Genomic DNA, 19,443 nt, shown 5'->3' on the forward strand with positions numbered 1-19,443 from the left:
AAAAATATTTGAAAAAGGATTGCCGAAATGAAACAAATGCTTACTTTTGTTGACGAGAAAAAACGATCGATTATTTTAGTCATAGGTCAAGAGGACCTTTTGAGGGTGATCGTATTGAATAAGAACTTATTACACTTTAGTATTAATATTAAATTTTAGAATTATGAACAAAAAGTTTTCTACTCTGGTAGGATGCTTGGCTTTAGGAACGTTGTTCTCAGCAAATGCACAGACTGTACAAGATGCTTATCGCACATTTGCTACAACTTCCGTATCCAAAACATCTACAGGTAAAGCTGGTCTATCTGCTTTGACTGGTGGTGCAACATTCAACGGGGCTGCTTGGTCACAGGATGTTTACCATATCCAAGACAATCTTCTTTATCAATTACAGGTAACTGCCGGTGACAATATTCAGGATGATGGCGCAGATCCTTATGTATTGATTCAGGAAAGAAATTATGAAACAGGTAAGATTTATCTGAAAGCAGTTAAATCCAGCGAAGCTCCTCTGAATGCTTCTTTGTGGACAATCAACTATGACAAAGAAGATGGTGTAAGCGGTGGTAAGTTTACTTATGTAAACAAAGAAACTGGCTTCGCTTTGACATTCGATCACGAACGTGCTGCAAAAACTGTTGGTACAGCTGCAAATGCTAAAGCAACAGCTGCTGTAGAAATGAATGGTTGCACTGACAACTGGTCATGGTATACAGTAAACAGTAATGTAAATCCTTTTGGCTATTCTCCTGTATTCTCTTATCTTCACAATCAGGCAAACAATCAGGTGATGTGTTTGGTAGTTGCTGATGATGCTACAGTAACAGGTGATTTGGCTACTGACGGTATGAATAAAACAGGTGTACTGTTGACTTCTGCTGTTTACGATTCAAATGTAGCTGGTCCGTCAGTAGGTAACATTCCTACTATTGCAGTAAATCTTAAGCCGGTGGTTGCTAATCCGATCATCATGACTGCTGACGATTTGAATGCTCGTATGGATGCTGATTTCCATGCAACTAACTTCGAATTCCTGTTCAACCCGAATACATTGGAAGGTACTGCTCCTTTTACAGGATCATTTGTTGCAGAAGAAGATGCATTGACTTTAGGTTTGGCAGAAGTTGCTGCAAATAAATTCAACCTGAACTTCAAGATCGGTAACAAATATCTGTTGGCTGATACAGCTCGTTATCAGGAAGAAAAATATGCTCCTTCAGTTTCTCCTTCTGTTCAGTTTGCCGTAAAAACTCCGGTTTCAACAGATGGTGATTATATGAAAGCTCGCTACTACTTCAAAGCGACTTATTTCCCGACAAATGACAGCTTGCTGATCGAACCGTTGAATGCTGCTGTACAGGAAGATGCTGAATTCAATGCTCATACAGATTGGAAGGCTTCAAAAGCTTGTACACAATATTTCGAAAACGATTATACTGTAGCAAATACGTTTACTAATACTAAAACATACGCTACTACAGGTTCTAATACTGTTTCTTTAACAGCTGCTACAATCCCGGGGCAAACTAATCCGGTACTGACAGTTGCCAGAGACAACCGTGATGAATTTAAGGTAAAAACATCTATTGTACGTCCGTTCGAATATCTGACTCGCGGTACAGTTGCTAATGGTTTGTATTTCATCAATCTGTATACAACTAAATCTTCTGTAGAACGTGCTAACGGTATGTATATCGTTGAGAACATGGAAGGTAACATGATGTATGACAACCAGGCAATGGATCAGGACTTCTCTTTGATGCCTGCTACACAGTGGGTTGTTGAACAGTTGGATTGCAACGATGCTTCAAGCGTAGCACGTCGTGTGAAGATTCACAACCGTGAATATGCTGATCAGGTATTTGAAGGTCAGTTGTATAATATGGGAACTACTGCTGCTGGTGAAACAATCTACCGCTTTATCGACCGTACTTATGTAGGTGGAAATGATAACAAGGGTATGTTCAATAACCAGAATCTGGGTGTTCAGGATTCTATCATCTTCACTGCTGTAACTTCTCCGATCGCTAAGACTGCTTATCACGGATACAAGAAGTTCACTGTTGATGAACTGAGCAATGGTATTGAAAACAACTATACTATCAAGTATTACCATTTCAATAACGATAACCTGTATTTGCAGAGTGAAGTAGGTAAGATCTCTAAAGCTGAAGAAGCAACAGATCCTACAATCTATGAAATCGCTGAAGCAACATTGCCTAACAATGGTGGTGCTATTGTGAACAGTTTTGGTTATCCGTTGGCAGGTCATCAGAATTTGCAAAGAACAGCTTATGTTCTGAAACTGAAAGATGCTAATTTATTAGACAACGATAAGAAGTATCTTGCATTGGTTAAAAATGCACAGGATAACAATTACTACTACGAAGCAGTTAAGAAAGCTGATATCGACGGTGTAAATGCTAAGTGGGCTTACTTCTATCTGAAAGCTGACCAGGTACGTTCTGATGTTAATAATGCTGTAACTGATACTTGCTATGTATTGGTAGACATTCAAAATACAAATGGAACATTAGAAACTTCTAATGGTTGGAACAAGGCTAATGTTGTAGATGGTCTGGGTACATTACGTTTCTCTAGCTTGAACGACAATCCTGAAGATCGTGCTTCTGCATTCTACTTCCAGCACAAGATCCGTCCGCAGTATATCGATATGACTGCTGATTATGACATGCCGATGAACAATGTAGTGAAGATCTACAGAAAGAGCGGTAATGCAAACGAATATCTGTTCGAAGACGGAAATGACAGCAAAAACGTAAGCGCTTCTCAACCGATCGCAGACGTTCAGTTCTTAGGTATTGAAAGTAAGGGTGTTTCAGCTGACGCTGCTGCTATGTATGTTGACAAAGTTCTGTCTTCTAATCAATTCATGCCTCAGTACTTGTTTGCTGTAGGCGTTGATTCTATTCCTGACGGATTCCTGTGTGGCAGCAAAACTCATGGTTATTGGGAAACTGAAGCTGAAGCAAAAGCTGCTGATGACAATCACTATGTAGCTTACAATGGTTACGTGGCAGGTCGTTTCTTGGTTAACTATACTGACTCTGTTCAGCCTAACAATAATGTAATGACTGATGCTGACAAATTCAAATTCGAAAATTACACTCGTTTAGGATTTGTAGAAGGTGTTCATCAGGTAACAACTGATGCTAAGGGTAATGTTACTGCAGAAACTCTTTATATCCTGAAGAATGGTAAGACTTTGGCAGATGTTACTACTATCGTTAACAATACAGAAACAGGAACAAAAGTAATTGACTTCGATTTGCTTCGTGCTAATTCTGTAGCTAATGTACTTGACGGTGCTCATAAGAACTATGCATTCTCTCTGAGAAAGATCAATGACCAGGCTGATGAAACTGCTGATGCAAGTGAAGGCTTCCTGATGGAATCTAATGGTCAGGGTTCTGCTATCGGTTCATTCGCTGGTGCTTGGGTGAAAGTTCATAACGGTATTCCTGTATTGGCTCAGATTACACCGACAGGTGATCATGAAGACATCTCTGCTTCTATCAACGAAGTAATCAACCAGTCTCAGGTATTCCACTTCGGTCAGACTGACGAAACTCCGACAGAAAACGAAGGTGTTAAGACTACAGAAGTATCTGTATCTGTAATTCCTGGTGCTGTTGTAGTGAAGGGTGCTGAAGGTAAGACTGTTGCTATCAGCAACGTTCTTGGTCAGACAATTGCTAACACAGTAATCACTTCCAGCGAAGCTACAATCTCTGTTCCTGCAGGTATTGTATTCGTAGCTGTTGAAGGCGAAAGCGCTGTTAAAGCAATTATTAAATAAGAAATTTATAATCAAAAATAATCATTCCGCGTAATGGTTCTCCTTCGGGAGAGCCATTCAGTAGCCTGCGACGGGTGAACAAGTGGGATGATGAATATTAAGTAATAAAATAAAGTTCTTCTGTCAAGTACTCCTGAGAAGGAGGAACGCAGACACAAAACAAGCCTCTCCGGTTGATATCGGGGAGGCTTCGTATTTTTAAAACTTCGTTATCATTTCCAAAAAAGTATATGCATATTCCTCATTTGGAACAAGTTATTAAATATTCTGTTTATATTTGCAAGTTATCAACAGTTAGGGCGACTTTTCAACAAAACGAGCATTGTTTTGCTTAAACCTGATTTCGTTAGGTTTTTAATGTTTAGTTTTGCCTCCGAATTAATAGACGAAGTATGGGAAAGATTATCGCTTTAGCAAATCAGAAAGGTGGAGTTGGTAAGACAACGACCACGATTAATCTGGCTGCATCCCTCGCTGCACTCGAAAAGAAGGTGCTTGTTGTTGATGCGGACCCGCAGGCAAATGCCTCCTCCGGTCTGGGTGTGGATATTCGCAGTGTCGAGTTGTCCATCTATGAATGCCTGGTGAATGGTGAGGATGCGAAAGGTGCCATTATCCCGACCGAGGTGGAAGGACTGGATATTATCCCGTCGCATATCGACCTGGTGGGTGCGGAGATTGAAATGCTGAACATGGAGAACCGGGAACAAATTCTGAAACAGATTCTCGTTCCCCTGAAGGATATGTACGATTTTATCCTGATTGACTGTTCTCCTTCTCTGGGGCTGATTACAGTAAATGCCCTTACGGCAGCTGATTCGGTCATGATCCCTGTACAATGTGAATATTTTGCATTGGAAGGTATCAGTAAACTGTTGAATACGATAAAAATTATTAAGTCAAAGCTGAATCCGGCTTTGGAAATCGAGGGATTCCTGCTGACGATGTACGATTCGCGCCTTCGCCTGGCCAACCAGATTTACGAAGAAGTGAAACGTCCGTTCCGCGATCTCGTTTTTACAACCGTTATTCAGCGTAATGTGAAGCTGAGTGAGGCCTCCAGCTACGGTAAACCGGTATTGCTTTACGATGCCGAATCGAAAGGAGCGCTCAATCATATGCAGTTGGCACAGGAGCTGATAGACAAAAACAAATAAGTAGAATTATGGCAGTAATGAAAAGATCGGCTCTTGGCCGTGGATTGGATGCTTTGATCACGATGGACGACCTGAAGACAGGCGGTTCGTCTTCTATCAGTGAGATAGAACTGAGCAAGATTCAGCCCAATCCGGATCAACCCCGTTCTATATTTGAGGAAGAAACACTGGAGGAACTGGCTACTTCTATCCGTTCCCTGGGTGTTATCCAGCCGATAACCCTGAAAGAGATCGGAACCGAGAAGTATATGATCATCTCCGGCGAACGTCGTTACCGTGCCTCTCTGATGGCAGGTCTGGAACAGATCCCAGCCTATATCAAGACGGCAGCCGACGAGAATGTAGTCGAGATGGCGCTGATTGAAAATATACAGCGTGAAGACCTTAACTCGATAGAAATTGCACTGGCCTATCAGAAACTGATAGATAGCTACGGTCTGACTCAGGAAAAACTCAGCGAACGGGTAGGAAAGAAGCGGGCGACTATTGCCAATTATCTGCGCCTGCTGAAGTTGCCTGCCGAGATACAGATGGGGTTGAAAGACAAGAAGATTGATATGGGACATGCACGTGCCCTGCTGCCGGTCGAAGATCCGGAAGTGCAGCTGGCTCTGTATGAACAGATATTGGCGGAAGGGCTTTCCGTACGTAATGTGGAAGAGATCGTGCGGAACGGAGCTGAAGCTGTAGCGGCAGAAAAGAAAGAGAAGACAGCCGGACGCAAACCGATGCTTCCCGAAGAATTTAACCTGCTGAAGGATCATTTGTCCCGATTCTTTAATACGAAGGTACAATTGGCGTGCAACGAGAAGGGAAAAGGACGCATCACGATTCCTTTTACCTCGGAAGAAGAACTGGAAAGACTGATCGGTCTGTTGGATAAATTGAAATAAGTTGACGGTAGATTCGTGAGGATGAAATTAAAAATAAGCAGGATACTGTGCTTGCTGGTGGTGCTTACGGGTATCTCTTTATATACAAAAGCACAAGGCAAGGCGGTTATACTCGACGCCGATACGGTTGTTGTTGCACCACCCGACTCAACGGTGCAGGCTGTACTTCAGTCGGCTGACTCTGCGAGCCGGGTAAAGGGGAAGGAAATAGATCTGAAACCGTTCAAACCCAATCCGACAAAGGCGGTTATTTTGTCGGCTATTTTGCCGGGATTGGGACAGATATATAACAAGGCTTACTGGAAATTACCTATTGTGTATGGTGGTTTTATGGGCTGTATCTATGCGATAACCTGGAATAACAAGAATTATAAGGATTATTCGACGGCCTATTTTGATTTGATGTATGATGTGAAAAACAATGCGGATGATCCGTCTAAATGGAGCAGTTCATGGACGGATATTGCGAAGAAGAACGGATATGATCCGGAAAAATTTATTACGACTGCATCTTATCAGGATAACATCAAGCGCCGTAAGGACTATTTTCGTCGTTACAGGGATTTGAGTATTATTATCACAGCCGGCGTTTATGCTATCTGTATGATCGATGCTTATGTGGATGCCCAGTTGTTCGACTTTGATATATCTCCTGACCTGAGTATGCGGGTGGAACCGATGGTGATGCCTAAGACCAGCGTCAGTGAACGAATATATGGCCTGAATTGCAGTATAAAATTCTAATTAATACATGAAATACTTATTATCATTACTCTGTTTCTGCTGTTTCGTTACTGTTGCCCGTGCACAGGAAACAATAACTGAAAATGAAGAACCTCAGTATTCGGACCTTTCCGCCGACTCCCTGTCGGTTGATGTCGGTCTGATACCCGAAAGTCTGGATGCGGATGTCGACAGCCTGCTTCATTCCTGGCATGTGCAATACTTTTCCAAGAAAGATGAATATTGCCATGACGATGCCGCAAATGTATGGTTCCCTGACTCTGTCTACCGGGAACGTCTGGAAAGCCTTCCGCGTGTTATTTCTTTACCTTATAATAAGGTAGTACGCGATTGCATCGATTTATATGCCGACCGCCGCCGTAATCTGGTACGCTATATGCTGGGTATGGCGGATTTTTATTTTCCGATCATCGAACAGGTGCTGGATGAACATGACTTGCCAATCGAGCTGAAATATCTGGCCGTGGTGGAAAGTGCCCTGAATCCTGTTGCTTTATCACGTGTCGGTGCCTGCGGCTTATGGCAGTTCATGCTTCCGACCGGAAAGATTTACGGACTGGAGATCAACAGCCTTGTTGACGAACGTCGTGATCCGGTAAAGGCTACACATGCCGCCTGTCGTTATTTTAAAGATATGTATGCTATTTATGGTGACTGGAATCTGGTGCTGGCTTCTTATAATTGCGGACCGGGAAATGTAAATAAAGCCATCCGTCGCTCCGGAGGGAAGACTGATTTTTGGGAGATATTCCCTTATCTGCCTAAAGAAACCCGCTCGTATGTGCCGTTATTCATTGCGGCAAATTATATTATGAACTATTATTGCGATCATAATATCTGTCCGATACAGACCAGTATGCCGCTGGCTACCGATACGGTCGTTGTCACTAAAGCACTGCATCTGGAGCAGGTGGCGGATATACTACAAATGGATATTCAACAGGTCCGTGCCTTGAATCCGCAATATAAGCGCGATATTATCCCCGGAAACACGGAGCCGTCTGTGTTGAAGTTGCCGGTAAACCAGACGTATGCTTTCATCGACAAAGAAGATACGATTTATACGCACCGTGCAGAAGATTTGCTGGAGAATTGTCTGGCTTATAATCCGTCCGACAAAGACGGCGGAAAGTCTTCCAACCGCGAAAAGATTACTCATCGTGTCGCTTCCGGCGAAAATATCTATGCGATAGCCGACCGGTATGGAGTGACTCCGAAAGAAGTACGTCAATGGAACGGTCTGAAGTCGAACAAGCTGGCTAACGGGCGGCGATTGACTTTGTATGTGGATAATGGCGGGGTGGCTTTTGCTTCAACAGCAAAGTCTAAGGCGATACCTAAAACGACTTCTCCTTCGGAAATAGTTGAGACACAGGGTAATGGCTATGTCTCTTATCAAGTGAAATCGGGAGATTCTCTTTACACGATATCGAAAAAGTACCCCGGTGTGTCGGCAGCTTTGATACAAAAGGCGAACGGATTACCGAATGCAAATATCCGTCCCGGACAGGTTCTGAAAATTCCTGTGGGATAAAACTTGCTATTTTCTTGGCTTCCGTGCTGATTTTTGATGAATATTTGTATATTTGTGGTTACAGACGTTGTATAAAAAGAAGAGGTTGTAACCATGAGTGATGCGATAGACACAAAAGACACAAAGGAAGCCGGTGACATGTTACCCGCTATGACGGCAGACGAGAAGATGATCCAAGATGGATTTAATGAGCTGCTGGAGGACTATCTGAATTCAAATCACCGGAGGAAGGTGGAGCGCATTACTAAGGCGTTCAACTTTGCCAATCAGGCGCATGCCGGCGTGAAACGCCGGTCCGGCGAACCCTATATCATGCACCCCATTGCCGTTGCACGGATTGTTTGCCGTGAAATGGGATTGGGGTCGACTTCTATTTGTTCGGCCCTGCTCCACGATGTGGTGGAGGATACGGAATATACCGTACAGGATATCAGTGATATGTTTGGTCCGAAGATTGCCCAGATTGTAGATGGGCTGACTAAGATATCCGGTGGTATTTTCGGAGAACAGGCTTCGGCACAGGCGGAAAACTTCCGTAAGTTGTTGCTTACCATGAGTGACGATATCCGTGTAATCCTGATCAAAATCGCCGACCGTCTGCACAATATGCGAACCTTGGGTTCGATGCTTCCGGCCAAACAATTCAAGATTGCCGGAGAGACACTGTACCTTTATGCACCTTTGGCTCATCGCCTGGGCCTCTTCACCATCAAAACGGAACTGGAGGATCTGAGTTTTAAATATGAGCATCCTCAGGAATATGATTTTATCGAACAGAAACTGCAAGCCTCGGAGGAAAGCCGTAATAAGCTTTTCGAACATTTTGCAATTCCGGTCGATAAGAAACTGAAAGAAATGGGCTTGCATTATGAGATGAAAGCCCGTGTGAAATCTGCTTACTCTATCTGGAACAAGATGGAGAGCAAAGGGATTACCTTTGAAGATATCTACGACCTGTATGCCGTCCGTATCATTTTTGACCCGCTGCCGGGGGTGGATGAAAAGAATATGTGCTGGGATATCTATTCCGCCATTACTGATATTTACCGGATTCGTCCGGACCGAATCCGTGACTGGGTAAGCCGTCCGAAGGCTAACGGATACCAGGCGTTGCACCTGACAGTCATGGGTCCCGATGGGCAGTGGGTGGAAATACAGATTCGTAGCCGGCGTATGGACGATATTGCCGAGAAAGGATTTGCCGCACACTGGAAATATAAAGAACACAGCGTAGAAGAAGATACCGAACTCGATAAATGGCTTCAGACAATTACTGAAATCCTGGAAAGTCCGGACCCGAATGCCCTCGACTTTCTGGATACAATCAAGCTGAACCTATTTACCTCTGAAATATTCGTGTTTACCCCGAAAGGGGATATAAAAACGCTTCCCCAGGGAGCAACTGCGCTTGACTTTGCCTATGCACTGCATACCAATATCGGTAATAAGTGTATCGGTGCGAAAGTAAATCATCGCCTGGTTCCTCTTAGTCATCCGCTGGCCAGTGGAGACCAGGTGGAGATACTGACTTCCCGTTCACAGGAGCCGCAAGCGGAATGGCTTAATTTTGTTACTACGGCAAAAGCCCGTTCAAAGATCGATGCCGTATTGAAGCGTGCCCGTAAGGATGCAGCCAAAGTGGGTGAGGAGAAGGTGATTGCAGCCTTTAAGCGTTCCGAAATGGAGGCAAGTACGTCCAATCTGGATAAGTTGTGCATGTATTTCGGTTTCTCCAAGCGGGAGGAATTCTTTTATGCCGTGGAAAAGGGCGATGTCGTTCTGCCGGAAAATATAAAGAAGCTGTTGAAGGAAAAGACCGATAATGTGTTATTTAAGTATGTAAAACAGGCGTTAGGAGTCGGTGTCAAGAATAATAAGGAGAAAGAAGAGGTACAGAAAGAAGAAAAACCGAAAGCAAAATACGATAAATCGAAACCTTATATCCTTCGTGAAGAAGCATTCGAACGTAATTATGTCATTGCTGAATGCTGTAAACCTATTCCGGGTGACGATGCGCTGGGCTTCATCAACGATGACGGTAATGTGGTTGTCCATAAACGCTCCTGTCCGATTGCCATGCGCTTGAAGAGCAGTTTCGGCGAACGTATCCTGAATACCGAATGGAGCAGCCATAAGAATGCTTCCTTTGAGGCGACTCTCGAAGTGAAAGGTATCGACTCGATTGGCGTTCTGAACACAATCACTAAAACAATCTCCGACGAGTTCAGTGTAAACATTATGCGTCTGCTTATTGAAGCGAAAGACGGTGTGTTTGAAGGAAAGATTAAGATGAAAGTGCATGATGTGGAAGACATACAGAAGATGTGTGTGACGCTTTCTAAGATAAAGAACATAAAGTCGGTCGGTCGTGTGGCTGATTAATCGGTAGGTATTTTAACCCTCTAAAATACACATTTATAGGTATTGCCTTTGTAAGGGAGATATCTGACCTTTGTCTTTGTCAATTAAAAATAGAATAAGATGAAGACAATAGGTATTTTTTACGGTTCTTCAACCGGGACAACAGAGGATATTGCAAAACGTATAGCAGCCAAGTTAGGCGTGGATGCTTCTAACCTGTACGATGTGGCGAAGGCTTCTCCTTCCGACCTGGCTGGTTATGAGGTTTTGATACTGGGTAGTTCTACCTGGGGCGCCGGCGATTTGCAGGATGACTGGTATGATTTTCTTGCCAAGATAAAGAAACTGGATTTATCCGGTAAGCTCGTGGCTATTTTCGGTTGCGGCGACTCTTCCTCTTTCAGCGACACGTTCTGTGACGCTATCGGAACAATTTATACGGACCTTCAGGGTACTGGGTGCACATTTATCGGAAATGTGGCAACAGACGGTTACTCTTATGATGATTCGACAGCCGTTGTCGACGGTCAGTTTGTCGGACTTCCGTTGGACGAACTGAATGAAGACGACCAGACGGAATCCCGTCTTGACTCATGGATTGATTCTTTGAAGAAAGAAGGATTGGAATAATTGATTTTCATGTATTAGTTTTTAAGGTAATATCAGTCAGTACGATGGTAACGGCCAAAGAGAATAAGATTCCCGGAGAGGTAAAAGTTTTTCTGAATCATATCTACGAATATAAAAAGGGGATACGAAGCATGGTTTTATGCACGATCAATAAATCTTATGAAAAGATTGCCACCGATCGTCTGGAAAGCCAGCAGATTTGCTACGTGAAGCAGGATGCCGGTGAGCGGAGTGTGAATATTTATTTCGGCAGACCTGAATGTATTGAAGCAATCCGTTTGCTGGTTACCCGTCCTTTGAACTTGCTTACTCCTGAGGAAGATTTTATTCTCGGCGCCTTATTAGGATATGATATCTGCATGCAGTGCGAACGTTTCTGCACAAAGAAGAAACAGGCATTGTCATCCGACCTGGCTGGTATGGTAGGATAGTTTTCCCTAAAATTGTTTATTTACCCCCGTTACCCCGCTTGGGATAGCGGGGGTTTTCTCATATATCTCAATTATTTCTAATAAGAAATCTTAATCCCCGCAAAATAACTTCTCGGTGCGGCCGGTCCGTAGATATAGGCGGAGTCGCGTTTGCGTCCCTGGTCGAAGTCGGACTGGTAGGCTTCGAAGATATTCTGTACACCGGCGTTTACTTCCAGGTTGATGTCTTTGTAGATGTGGAAGTCGTATGACAGCTTGATGTTCATGTCGAAGAAGTCCGGTGTTTTGACCGCCTTGTCCATCGGGATATAGCCGGCCAGGTGCTGTACCAGCATGCTTCCGGTATAAGTACCCGACAAAGCTGCTGTGAAATGTTTCAGCGGAGTCAGTGTCGAGGTGAAGTAGCCATAGGTATTGGGAGTGCGGAACATCTTCCGTTCTGTCGGGACATTCTCGTTATCGCTCCATTTCTCCGGCTCGTTGTAACGGCTGCGCTGCAAGGTGACGCCTGCCTGTAAGGACAGCCAGGAAGAGAGAACGCTTTTTCCTTCGAGCGTCAGTCCCATCACTTTGGCTCCCGAACCGTTACGGCGTTCCTTGATGATATTACCTTGCTCGTCTTTACCGATATCCTCCAACACAAAGACATCGCTCAGGCTGGTGTAGAATCCTTCAATCAGGAAATTTGTCTGGATTCCGTTCTTGAAACGGTGATAGAAGTCGACCGATGTGCTGAGACTCTGCGATTTCTCTTCTTTCAGGTCTTTTGCACGTTGTATCATCGCAATTTCACCTCCCACGGCAGAGATGTGCATATCCTCGTCGAAAGCCTGTGGGGCACGGAAGCCGCTGGAGTAACTGGCACGGATATTGATATCCTCCGTCGGATTGAAACGTACATTGGCACGCGGACTGAATATCACATTATCTATCATATTATGTTTATCCATACGTGCTCCGATCAGGAAACTCCACATTTTGTTTTTCCATTCGTTTTGCAGGAAAAGGCTTTCGATATGGACTTTCTGGTTCGTATAGCGGTTGTAGCCTATCATTTCATCTTTCAGATGGTCGTAATTGTATTCCAGTCCGGCTGTCAGGTCCGACGGCATAAACAGGAACTTGTCGAAGCTGTAGGCATACTGTGTTCCCGCCATAAAAGTAAGGTCGGTAGTCTTGCCGTAGGCATTCGGGTCTTGTGTTGTACCGTAATAACTGTCGCGGTCGGTGTTCTGGGCCGAAGTGAAGACGCTGAGTCTATGTTTGTAATCGGAAGAGAAAAGGTCGAACTTCAGGCCTCCGCCGTCGATGGAATGCTCCAGTTGTTCAGCAATATCCGCTTCATGGGGCGGACGGTCCAGCAGGTTACCGCCACGGCGGTATTCGTTCATGTGATGATATTCGAATGTCAGCTTGCTGTAAGTGCTTGTTTTCAAGTAGGAACGGAAACCGACCGTCTGGTTTTTAAGTTTCGGCAGTTCGGTATAACCGTCACCGTCATGGTCGTAGCTGGAACGATGGCGGTTCTGACCGAAGATGTACATGCCGGCTTTACTGTTGTCGGTCACCAGCGAAGCGTTCAGTGTCGTGTTGTTATCGAAGGCTGAACTTCCTCCGATAGAAGAAATCGTATGTGTCAGTTCTCCGGAATTGCGTAATGGCTCCTTAGTTATGATATTGATGGTCCCCGCAATGGCGGAAGAGCCGAATAAGGCTGAGCCGCCGCCGCGCATCACTTCGACACGGTCAATCATATTTGCCGGAATCTGTTCCAGTCCGTATACTCCCGAAAGGGCGCTGAAGATTGGGCGCGAGTCGATTAAGATTTGTGTGTAAGGTCCGTCCAACCCATTGATACGTACCTGTTGGAAACCACAATTCTGGCAGTTTGTCTCAACACGTACACCTGGCTGGAAATTCAGTCCCTGCGCCAGATTTACCGCATTGGTCGTTTTAAATAGCTTCGAGTCGATGACATTGACCAGGGTGGGAGCCAGGCGCCGCGAAGTCTCGCTCCGGTTTGCCGAGACGACTACGCCGTCCAGGGCAATCCGGTCTTCTTCCAACTCGACGTTTATTTCCTGTGTTTTCCCTTTTACCAAGGTTACTTCGCGGGTCACGGTTTTGTATCCGAGATATTTGAATTCGAGTGTAAACTTGCCCTCGGGCAGGTTTTTCAGGAAATAATGACCGGAATTGTCCGTGGTGGTCCCTATGGTGGTCCCTTTCAGCATAACGGTGATGAAAGGCAGGTGTTCGCCTGTTTCTTTGTCCAGTACATGTCCGAATACATTGGCATCCGAAGCGTTCATTTTCTCGTCGTCTCCTGTTGCCTGTGCAACCGTAACGGCACAGCAAAGGCATAGCATAAGTGTTATAATCTTATTCATTTTAATTTGTTCTGATAAATAGGTAATACAAGGGATGTACCTGTTTGAACACAGGCATCCTAACAAAAAAAGTCCGTATGTATCAGATTACAGGAGGGGCACGAAGAGATAACTTTCCCCGTACAGGGAGCAGGTAATCCGGGTAGACCGGATTATTTCTGAGTATAAATAATGTAGTAAGAAAAGCGGCAAGCAGAATCGAAACAAACGCTGCTCCGCTGATTTGAATCGTAGAAAGCTGATGAAGCAACTGGAACTCCGCGTAACCATGTTCATGGTCCGGTCGGCCGTCGTCCGTTTTATGGTAAGGGTGCGAATGGACTATCGTTACCCCGTTCACGATATGGACGTGGGTAAACGCAATCAGGCATCCCAGATACGCAATAAACAGTGCGGGGAGCGCTATACGCAGATATTTCCTGAACTTCTCCATCACCTTGTTGCAAATATAAGGTATTATACGGTATAAAATGGCAAGTCTGGTATTAAATCTGTATTAAATACCTACTGCTAGGTATGAAAACAGGAGCCTCTCCCCGTTTGAAAGATAGATTAAATCCTATGATAAACTTCGTTGAACGGCACTCTGCATCGTTCTCCCCAGATGCCTCTGTTACCTTTTCGGATGCCACATGGAATGACCATATTTATCCCGGCACCGTGCGGTAATTTCAATAGTTTTTTGATTTGTGTACTGTCGAAACCCTCTAAAGGGCAAGTGTCGTATCCTTCATTTGCCATGGCAATCATAAATGTCTGGGCAGCCAGTGCACAGGATTTGTGAACGACGACGCGCATGTCGCTTTCGGAAACTTCACGTACCATAGGGCGGAAGAGGCCGATGCTTTTAGCCAGTACAACCCTTAAAAATCCCAGCAAACCGAAGAATCTGGCATAAAGGAACGGCATTACTTTCCCATAATATAATTCTCTGTCTTTGATACGTTTCTCCTGGCGTTCCTCAGGACTGTTCCGCAGGATATTCCCTTTCTCGAACTCGAGAACGAATTTTGCCCGTTTCTTATATAAGTCCTGACGGGTAACGAAAATAACTATTTCCGGAGCTGTGGAGGCTGCTGTCTGACCCAGACAAGCCTTCGAAATCTTTGCTAATAATTCGGGTTCTGTAATTTGATAGAATTCCCATAATTGCATGTTCGAACTGTTGGGAGCCAGCGTTGCCAGTTCCAGACATTGTTTGACCTTTTCCGGGTCTATCGGTTTTTCTTTATCGTATATCCGCACGGAACGGCGGAACTGCAAGACTTCTGCTAAATTCATTTTTGATTCTGTTTAATTAAATAACTTCTTTCTTATCTGATAGATTTTCGCCTAAAAACAACTGATGTAAAATTATAACATAATTGTGAGTTAATTGTATTCCGGACGGAAGGATTATTAACAAAATTTCAGCAGGTCAAGCAAAAAGAGCCTCTCCTCACGGGGAAGCTCTTCTAAAAACTTTAGCCTTAAGTGTGCAAATTAGCGATTATGATATTATTTCAATCTTTTATATCCATAAACGGCACGTTCGCCCAGTTCTTCTTCGATGCGGAGGAGCTGGTTGTATTTAGCCATGCGGTCGGAACGGCTCAGTGAACCGGTCTTGATTTGTCCGCTGTTGGTTGCAACGGCGATGTCGGCAATCGTAGCATCTTCCGTTTCACCTGAACGGTGTGATGTTACGGTTGTATAGCCGTGGCGGTGTGCCATTTCGATTGCATTCAATGTTTCTGTCAGTGAACCGATTTGGTTTACTTTGATAAGGATGGAGTTGGCACAACCTTCCTGGATACCTTTTGACAGGAAATCGACGTTGGTAACGAACAGGTCGTCGCCGACCAGCTGGCAACGGTTACCGATACGGTCGGTCAGTTTTTTCCAGCCTTCCCAGTCGTTTTCGTTCATACCGTCTTCGATAGAGTCGATGGGGTATTCGTTGATTAGTTTTTCCAGGTAGTCTACCTGTTCGTCAGAAGTACGTTTTACGCCTTTGTCGCCTTCGAACTTGGTGTAGTCATAGATACCGTCTTTGTAGAATTCGGAAGAAGCGCAGTCCATGCCAATCATGATGTCTTTACCCGGTTCGTATCCGGCAGCCTTGATAGCGGCAAGGATAGAGTTCAGTGCATCTTCTGTTCCTTCCAGTGCGGGAGCGAAGCCACCTTCGTCACCAACAGCAGTGCTCAGGCCACGGTCGTGTAACACTTTCTTTAATGCATGGAACACTTCGGCGCCCATCCGCAGACCTTCCTTGAAAGAAGAGGCGCCAACCGGACGAATCATAAATTCCTGGAAAGCGATGGGAGCATCGCTGTGTGAACCGCCATTGATGATGTTCATCATCGGAACCGGCATAACGTATGTGTTAGTTCCGCCAATATATCTGTATAAAGGAATATCCAGATAGCTGGCAGCCGCTTTGGCAACAGCCAGGGAAACACCGAGGATGGCGTTTGCTCCGAGGTTTGATTTGGTCTTTGTCCCGTCCAGTGCCAACATGGCATGGTCGATACCGACCTGGTCCAAAGCAGACATGCCGACGAGGGCCGGAGCGATTATCTTATTAACGTTTTCAACAGCTTTCTGTACACCTTTACCGCAGTAACGTTTCTTGTCGCCGTCGCGTAATTCGAGTGCTTCGTGTTCGCCGGTAGAAGCTCCGGAAGGAACGGAAGCTCTTCCCATTACGCCTGATTCCAACAATACATCTACTTCTACGGTAGGGTTACCTCTTGAGTCGAGGATTTCACGTCCTGTAATCTTTTCTATTTTCATTGTTTGTTCATTTTTAAGACGGAACAAATGTAGAAAGATAACGGAGAACGTGAAATCACTATAAATGGGCATTCTACGCCCGTAAAATACCTATTTGTCGGTAGGGTAAATCTTTGCGAGGAACTTCTCCTTATCCACGATAAAGCGGATATGTGTCCCTTCGCCGATTACGCCTTTGGAGTCGTGCGCCACTACTTTGAAAGTCAGTTTCCGGCCTTCGGCTTCTTCAAGTGTGGCGGTTGCCGTTATTTCTTCTCCCATCGGGGAGGGTTTGATATGGGAGGTATTCATCTGTGCCCCGACCGTCGTCGAACCTTCCGGCAGTCCGGCGGCTACGGCCCGCATCGCTGCATTCTCCATCAGTGCAACCATCGAGGGAGTGGCAAAAACTTCCAGGTCGCCCGACCCCATTGTCCGGGCTGAGTTAGCTGCACTTACTATCGTACGGCTTGTGTGTTGTAATCCTTTTTCCAGCATGTTCTATTGAGTTATAAAGAATTCGGCAAAAGTAAATACTTTCTTGTTTGCTACCAATACCTGCGGAAAGTGATTTGTTGTACTAATAACTGTCAAAAGGGGAGATGCACCGGAGAAAATCAATACCTTAGCAGGCTAAAGACTTAATAATGTAATGCCATGAAAAGAAGAAACTTTTTTCGTTCGTTAGCCCTTGGAGGGGCGAGTGTCGCTTTTTCTCCCATCGTGAAGGCTGCCCCTTCGGCGCAGGCGGTCAAAGAGAAGCCGGCAACCAATATAAAGGATGCCCTTGCCATTCCCCGGAATGAGAACTCCATGCCGGGCAAATATCCCGGAAAAGTGGTAAAAGCGACTCACCCCGGTTGTATTGTCGACGGGCAACCGTCGGAGGAAGCTGCTTATGAAATGCTTCGGAACTGCCTGTTGAACCTGACGGGGAAAGAAAATCTGAAAGAGGCATGGCTGCAATTTGTCGGTCCCGATGATGTAATCGGGCTGAAAGTGAATCCGATTGCCGGGAAGCTGCTGTCTACTTCGCACGCTCTGACGCAATCTATTATTAACCAGTTGGAAGAGGCCGGCATCTCCCGGAATAACATCGTTATCTGGGACAGGCGGGAGGCAGACCTGAAAGAGTCCGGCTTTACTCCGGAGAATTACCCCGATATCCGCATCATCGGAACGGAATACGCCGATGAGAACGGCAGCTATATCAATGCCGAAGGAAAGTTTTACGGGGAAGAACGGATTGACAAGGAGCAATATTACTTTGTTGATTTGGAGGGCGAGTATGATGCCTACACCATGCCGTTCATGATTAATGGCGGAAAATACTCTTACTTCACAAAGATATGTACGGAGATGGTGACGAAAATCATCAACGTCCCGGTGCTGAAGAATGCGGGAACGACGATTACTTCCTGTATGAAGAACCTGGCTTTCGGCTCTGTTACCAATACGGCGCGGCTTCACGGCCCGATGTGGCACGACACCTGCGCTTCGGCTTGTGCCTTTCCTCCTTTGCGTGATAAGGTGGTATTGAATATTACCGACGGTATGATTGGCTGTTTCGATGGCGGGCCGGCTGCCAATCCGCAGTTTATCTGTCATTACAATACGATTCTGGCGGGAAGCGACCCGGTGGCAGTCGACCGTATCGGTTATGATATGGTGATTGCCAAACGTATCGAAGAAGGCGTGCAGGAGGAAGAGAAAGCCGGGGCACGTGCCTTTATGGATATGGCACAGGAGTTTAAGCTGGGAGTAGCCGATAAGGAAAAGATAGAACTGGTCGAAATAAATTTGCAGGCATGAAACACGTTATACACTGGTTGGGACTTTTGATGTTTATCCCGGCTTTCCTGGCAGCACAGGAGGTTGAGGTAAAAAGGGAGCGCGAATTTACCGGTTCCGGCCTTTATGGTTTTATGAACGGGGGAGCGGAACAGTTCCTCGAATACGGCGTCAGTAAGCTGGTAGCCCGCGATGTCGTTTACGAAGGGCAGGAATATACGGTTGAGATTTATGATATGCCAACGCCGGAGGACGCATTCGGTATTTATTCGCTCCATGTGTTCAGATGCCAGCGGGCGGATACTTTGGGGTGTATCGATTGTCTGTCGCCTTACCAGTTGCAGGCTGTGGCTGGGAATAAATATGTGTCGGTCGTTTTTCCTTCCGGTTCGGCGGCGGCAAAAAGTAAGGCGGACGCGGTAATTCGTTATTATCTGCCGATGGATGGCAAGGATAATCCGGCCTTCCCGGAACAGTTGGAAGGATTGTCTCCTTATTCGGGCAAAGTTAAATTCTTCCGGGGGCCTATCGGCATATCCGGGGTCAGCACTTCGCTGATGCATTATCTGGAAGGTGTTGCCTATACGGGTGTCTGGTTTGTGGCCGACAAACCTTCGAAGAGTTATCGTGCCCTGGTTTGTGTCAAGGAAAAGGGCGAGATAGATAAGCTAAAAGAAAAAGTCCCTGCCTCCGATATTATCCGGAGTGGGAACGATTTCATTTATCTAACCGGTAAGGAACAGGAAGCGGAAGAGGATACTCATGGCGGTTTCGGATTCTGATACCAGTTTCCTGCGGAGGAAACGCGAGTTTCTGTATGTTAACGTTTTTAGTTGACTACTTTCAGTCTTATATATATAAAAGGTTGACTCGGTTTAAACTTAATAATAATAACGGTTGACTTATTTCTTGCTTATTTATGAAACAGGTTAACT

At 45.2% G+C, this 19,443-nt stretch carries 15 protein-coding genes; 10 read left to right on the top strand and 5 right to left on the bottom strand.

Features of this window, described 5'->3' with window-relative positions; translation table 11 throughout:
• The first annotated feature begins 163 nt into the window (after positions 1-163).
• The 8 genes from NBH14_RS19110 (at position 164) to NBH14_RS19145 (ending at position 11,570) form a co-directional block, all read left to right on the top strand.
• Positions 164-3,820 carry a DUF6383 domain-containing protein gene (locus tag NBH14_RS19110; RefSeq protein ID WP_186960668.1) on the top strand — a complete coding sequence of 1,219 codons (3,657 nt, stop codon included), beginning with the start codon at positions 164-166 and terminating at the stop codon, positions 3,818-3,820.
• Positions 3,821-4,212: 392 nt separating this feature from the next.
• Positions 4,213-4,977 (top strand): ParA family protein, encoded by a 765-nt coding sequence (locus tag NBH14_RS19115; protein ID WP_186960669.1) that lies wholly within the window; start codon positions 4,213-4,215, stop codon positions 4,975-4,977.
• 8 nt (positions 4,978-4,985) lie between these two features.
• On the top strand, positions 4,986-5,870 hold the full coding sequence (locus tag NBH14_RS19120) for a ParB/RepB/Spo0J family partition protein (RefSeq protein WP_128132877.1): 885 nt from the start codon (positions 4,986-4,988) through the stop codon (positions 5,868-5,870).
• Positions 5,871-5,891: 21 nt separating this feature from the next.
• Entirely contained in the window at positions 5,892-6,614 is a 723-nt protein-coding gene (locus NBH14_RS19125; RefSeq protein WP_224264229.1) for a DUF5683 domain-containing protein, read from the top strand.
• A gap of 7 nt (positions 6,615-6,621) precedes the next feature.
• Entirely contained in the window at positions 6,622-8,148 is a 1,527-nt protein-coding gene (locus tag NBH14_RS19130) for a lytic transglycosylase domain-containing protein (protein ID WP_186960670.1), read from the top strand.
• Between the two features lie 93 nt (positions 8,149-8,241).
• The gene (locus NBH14_RS19135; RefSeq protein ID WP_186960671.1) at positions 8,242-10,530 is read left to right on the top strand and encodes a RelA/SpoT family protein; all 2,289 of its coding nucleotides are present in this window, start codon (positions 8,242-8,244) and stop codon (positions 10,528-10,530) included.
• A gap of 99 nt (positions 10,531-10,629) precedes the next feature.
• Positions 10,630-11,139 (top strand): flavodoxin FldA, encoded by a 510-nt coding sequence (gene fldA, locus NBH14_RS19140; RefSeq protein ID WP_186960672.1) that lies wholly within the window; start codon positions 10,630-10,632, stop codon positions 11,137-11,139.
• A gap of 44 nt (positions 11,140-11,183) precedes the next feature.
• A complete protein-coding gene (locus tag NBH14_RS19145) occupies positions 11,184-11,570 on the top strand; it encodes a DUF2023 family protein (RefSeq protein ID WP_186960673.1) in 387 nt (128 codons plus the stop codon).
• A 77-nt stretch (positions 11,571-11,647) separates the two neighbouring features.
• Here NBH14_RS19145 and NBH14_RS19150 read toward each other — a convergent pair whose 3' ends face one another.
• The 5 genes from NBH14_RS19150 to NBH14_RS19170 form a co-directional block, all read right to left on the bottom strand.
• On the bottom strand, positions 11,648-13,960 hold the full coding sequence (locus NBH14_RS19150; RefSeq protein ID WP_186960674.1) for a TonB-dependent receptor: 2,313 nt from the start codon (positions 13,958-13,960) through the stop codon (positions 11,648-11,650).
• Between the two features lie 82 nt (positions 13,961-14,042).
• Positions 14,043-14,393 (bottom strand): DUF8478 family putative metalloprotein, encoded by a 351-nt coding sequence (locus NBH14_RS19155; RefSeq protein WP_128132880.1) that lies wholly within the window; start codon positions 14,391-14,393, stop codon positions 14,043-14,045.
• Between the two features lie 119 nt (positions 14,394-14,512).
• Entirely contained in the window at positions 14,513-15,241 is a 729-nt protein-coding gene (locus NBH14_RS19160) for a nitroreductase family protein (protein ID WP_186960675.1), read from the bottom strand.
• A gap of 216 nt (positions 15,242-15,457) precedes the next feature.
• Positions 15,458-16,738 carry a phosphopyruvate hydratase gene (gene eno, locus NBH14_RS19165; protein WP_128132882.1) on the bottom strand — a complete coding sequence of 427 codons (1,281 nt, stop codon included), beginning with the start codon at positions 16,736-16,738 and terminating at the stop codon, positions 15,458-15,460.
• Between the two features lie 90 nt (positions 16,739-16,828).
• On the bottom strand, positions 16,829-17,215 hold the full coding sequence (locus tag NBH14_RS19170; protein ID WP_186960676.1) for a thioesterase family protein: 387 nt from the start codon (positions 17,213-17,215) through the stop codon (positions 16,829-16,831).
• Positions 17,216-17,374: 159 nt separating this feature from the next.
• Between NBH14_RS19170 and NBH14_RS19175 the strand changes: the two genes are divergently transcribed.
• Both NBH14_RS19175 and NBH14_RS19180 read left to right on the top strand, forming a co-directional pair.
• Entirely contained in the window at positions 17,375-18,529 is a 1,155-nt protein-coding gene (locus NBH14_RS19175) for a DUF362 domain-containing protein (RefSeq protein ID WP_186960677.1), read from the top strand.
• The gene (locus NBH14_RS19180; protein ID WP_128132885.1) at positions 18,526-19,290 is read left to right on the top strand and encodes a DUF6599 family protein; all 765 of its coding nucleotides are present in this window, start codon (positions 18,526-18,528) and stop codon (positions 19,288-19,290) included. Before NBH14_RS19175 ends, NBH14_RS19180 begins: the two co-directional genes overlap by 4 nt.
• Positions 19,291-19,443: the final 153 nt, after the last annotated feature.

This window comes from Parabacteroides caecihominis, from assembly GCF_023656785.1.
Taxonomy (GTDB): domain Bacteria; phylum Bacteroidota; class Bacteroidia; order Bacteroidales; family Tannerellaceae; genus Parabacteroides; species Parabacteroides segnis.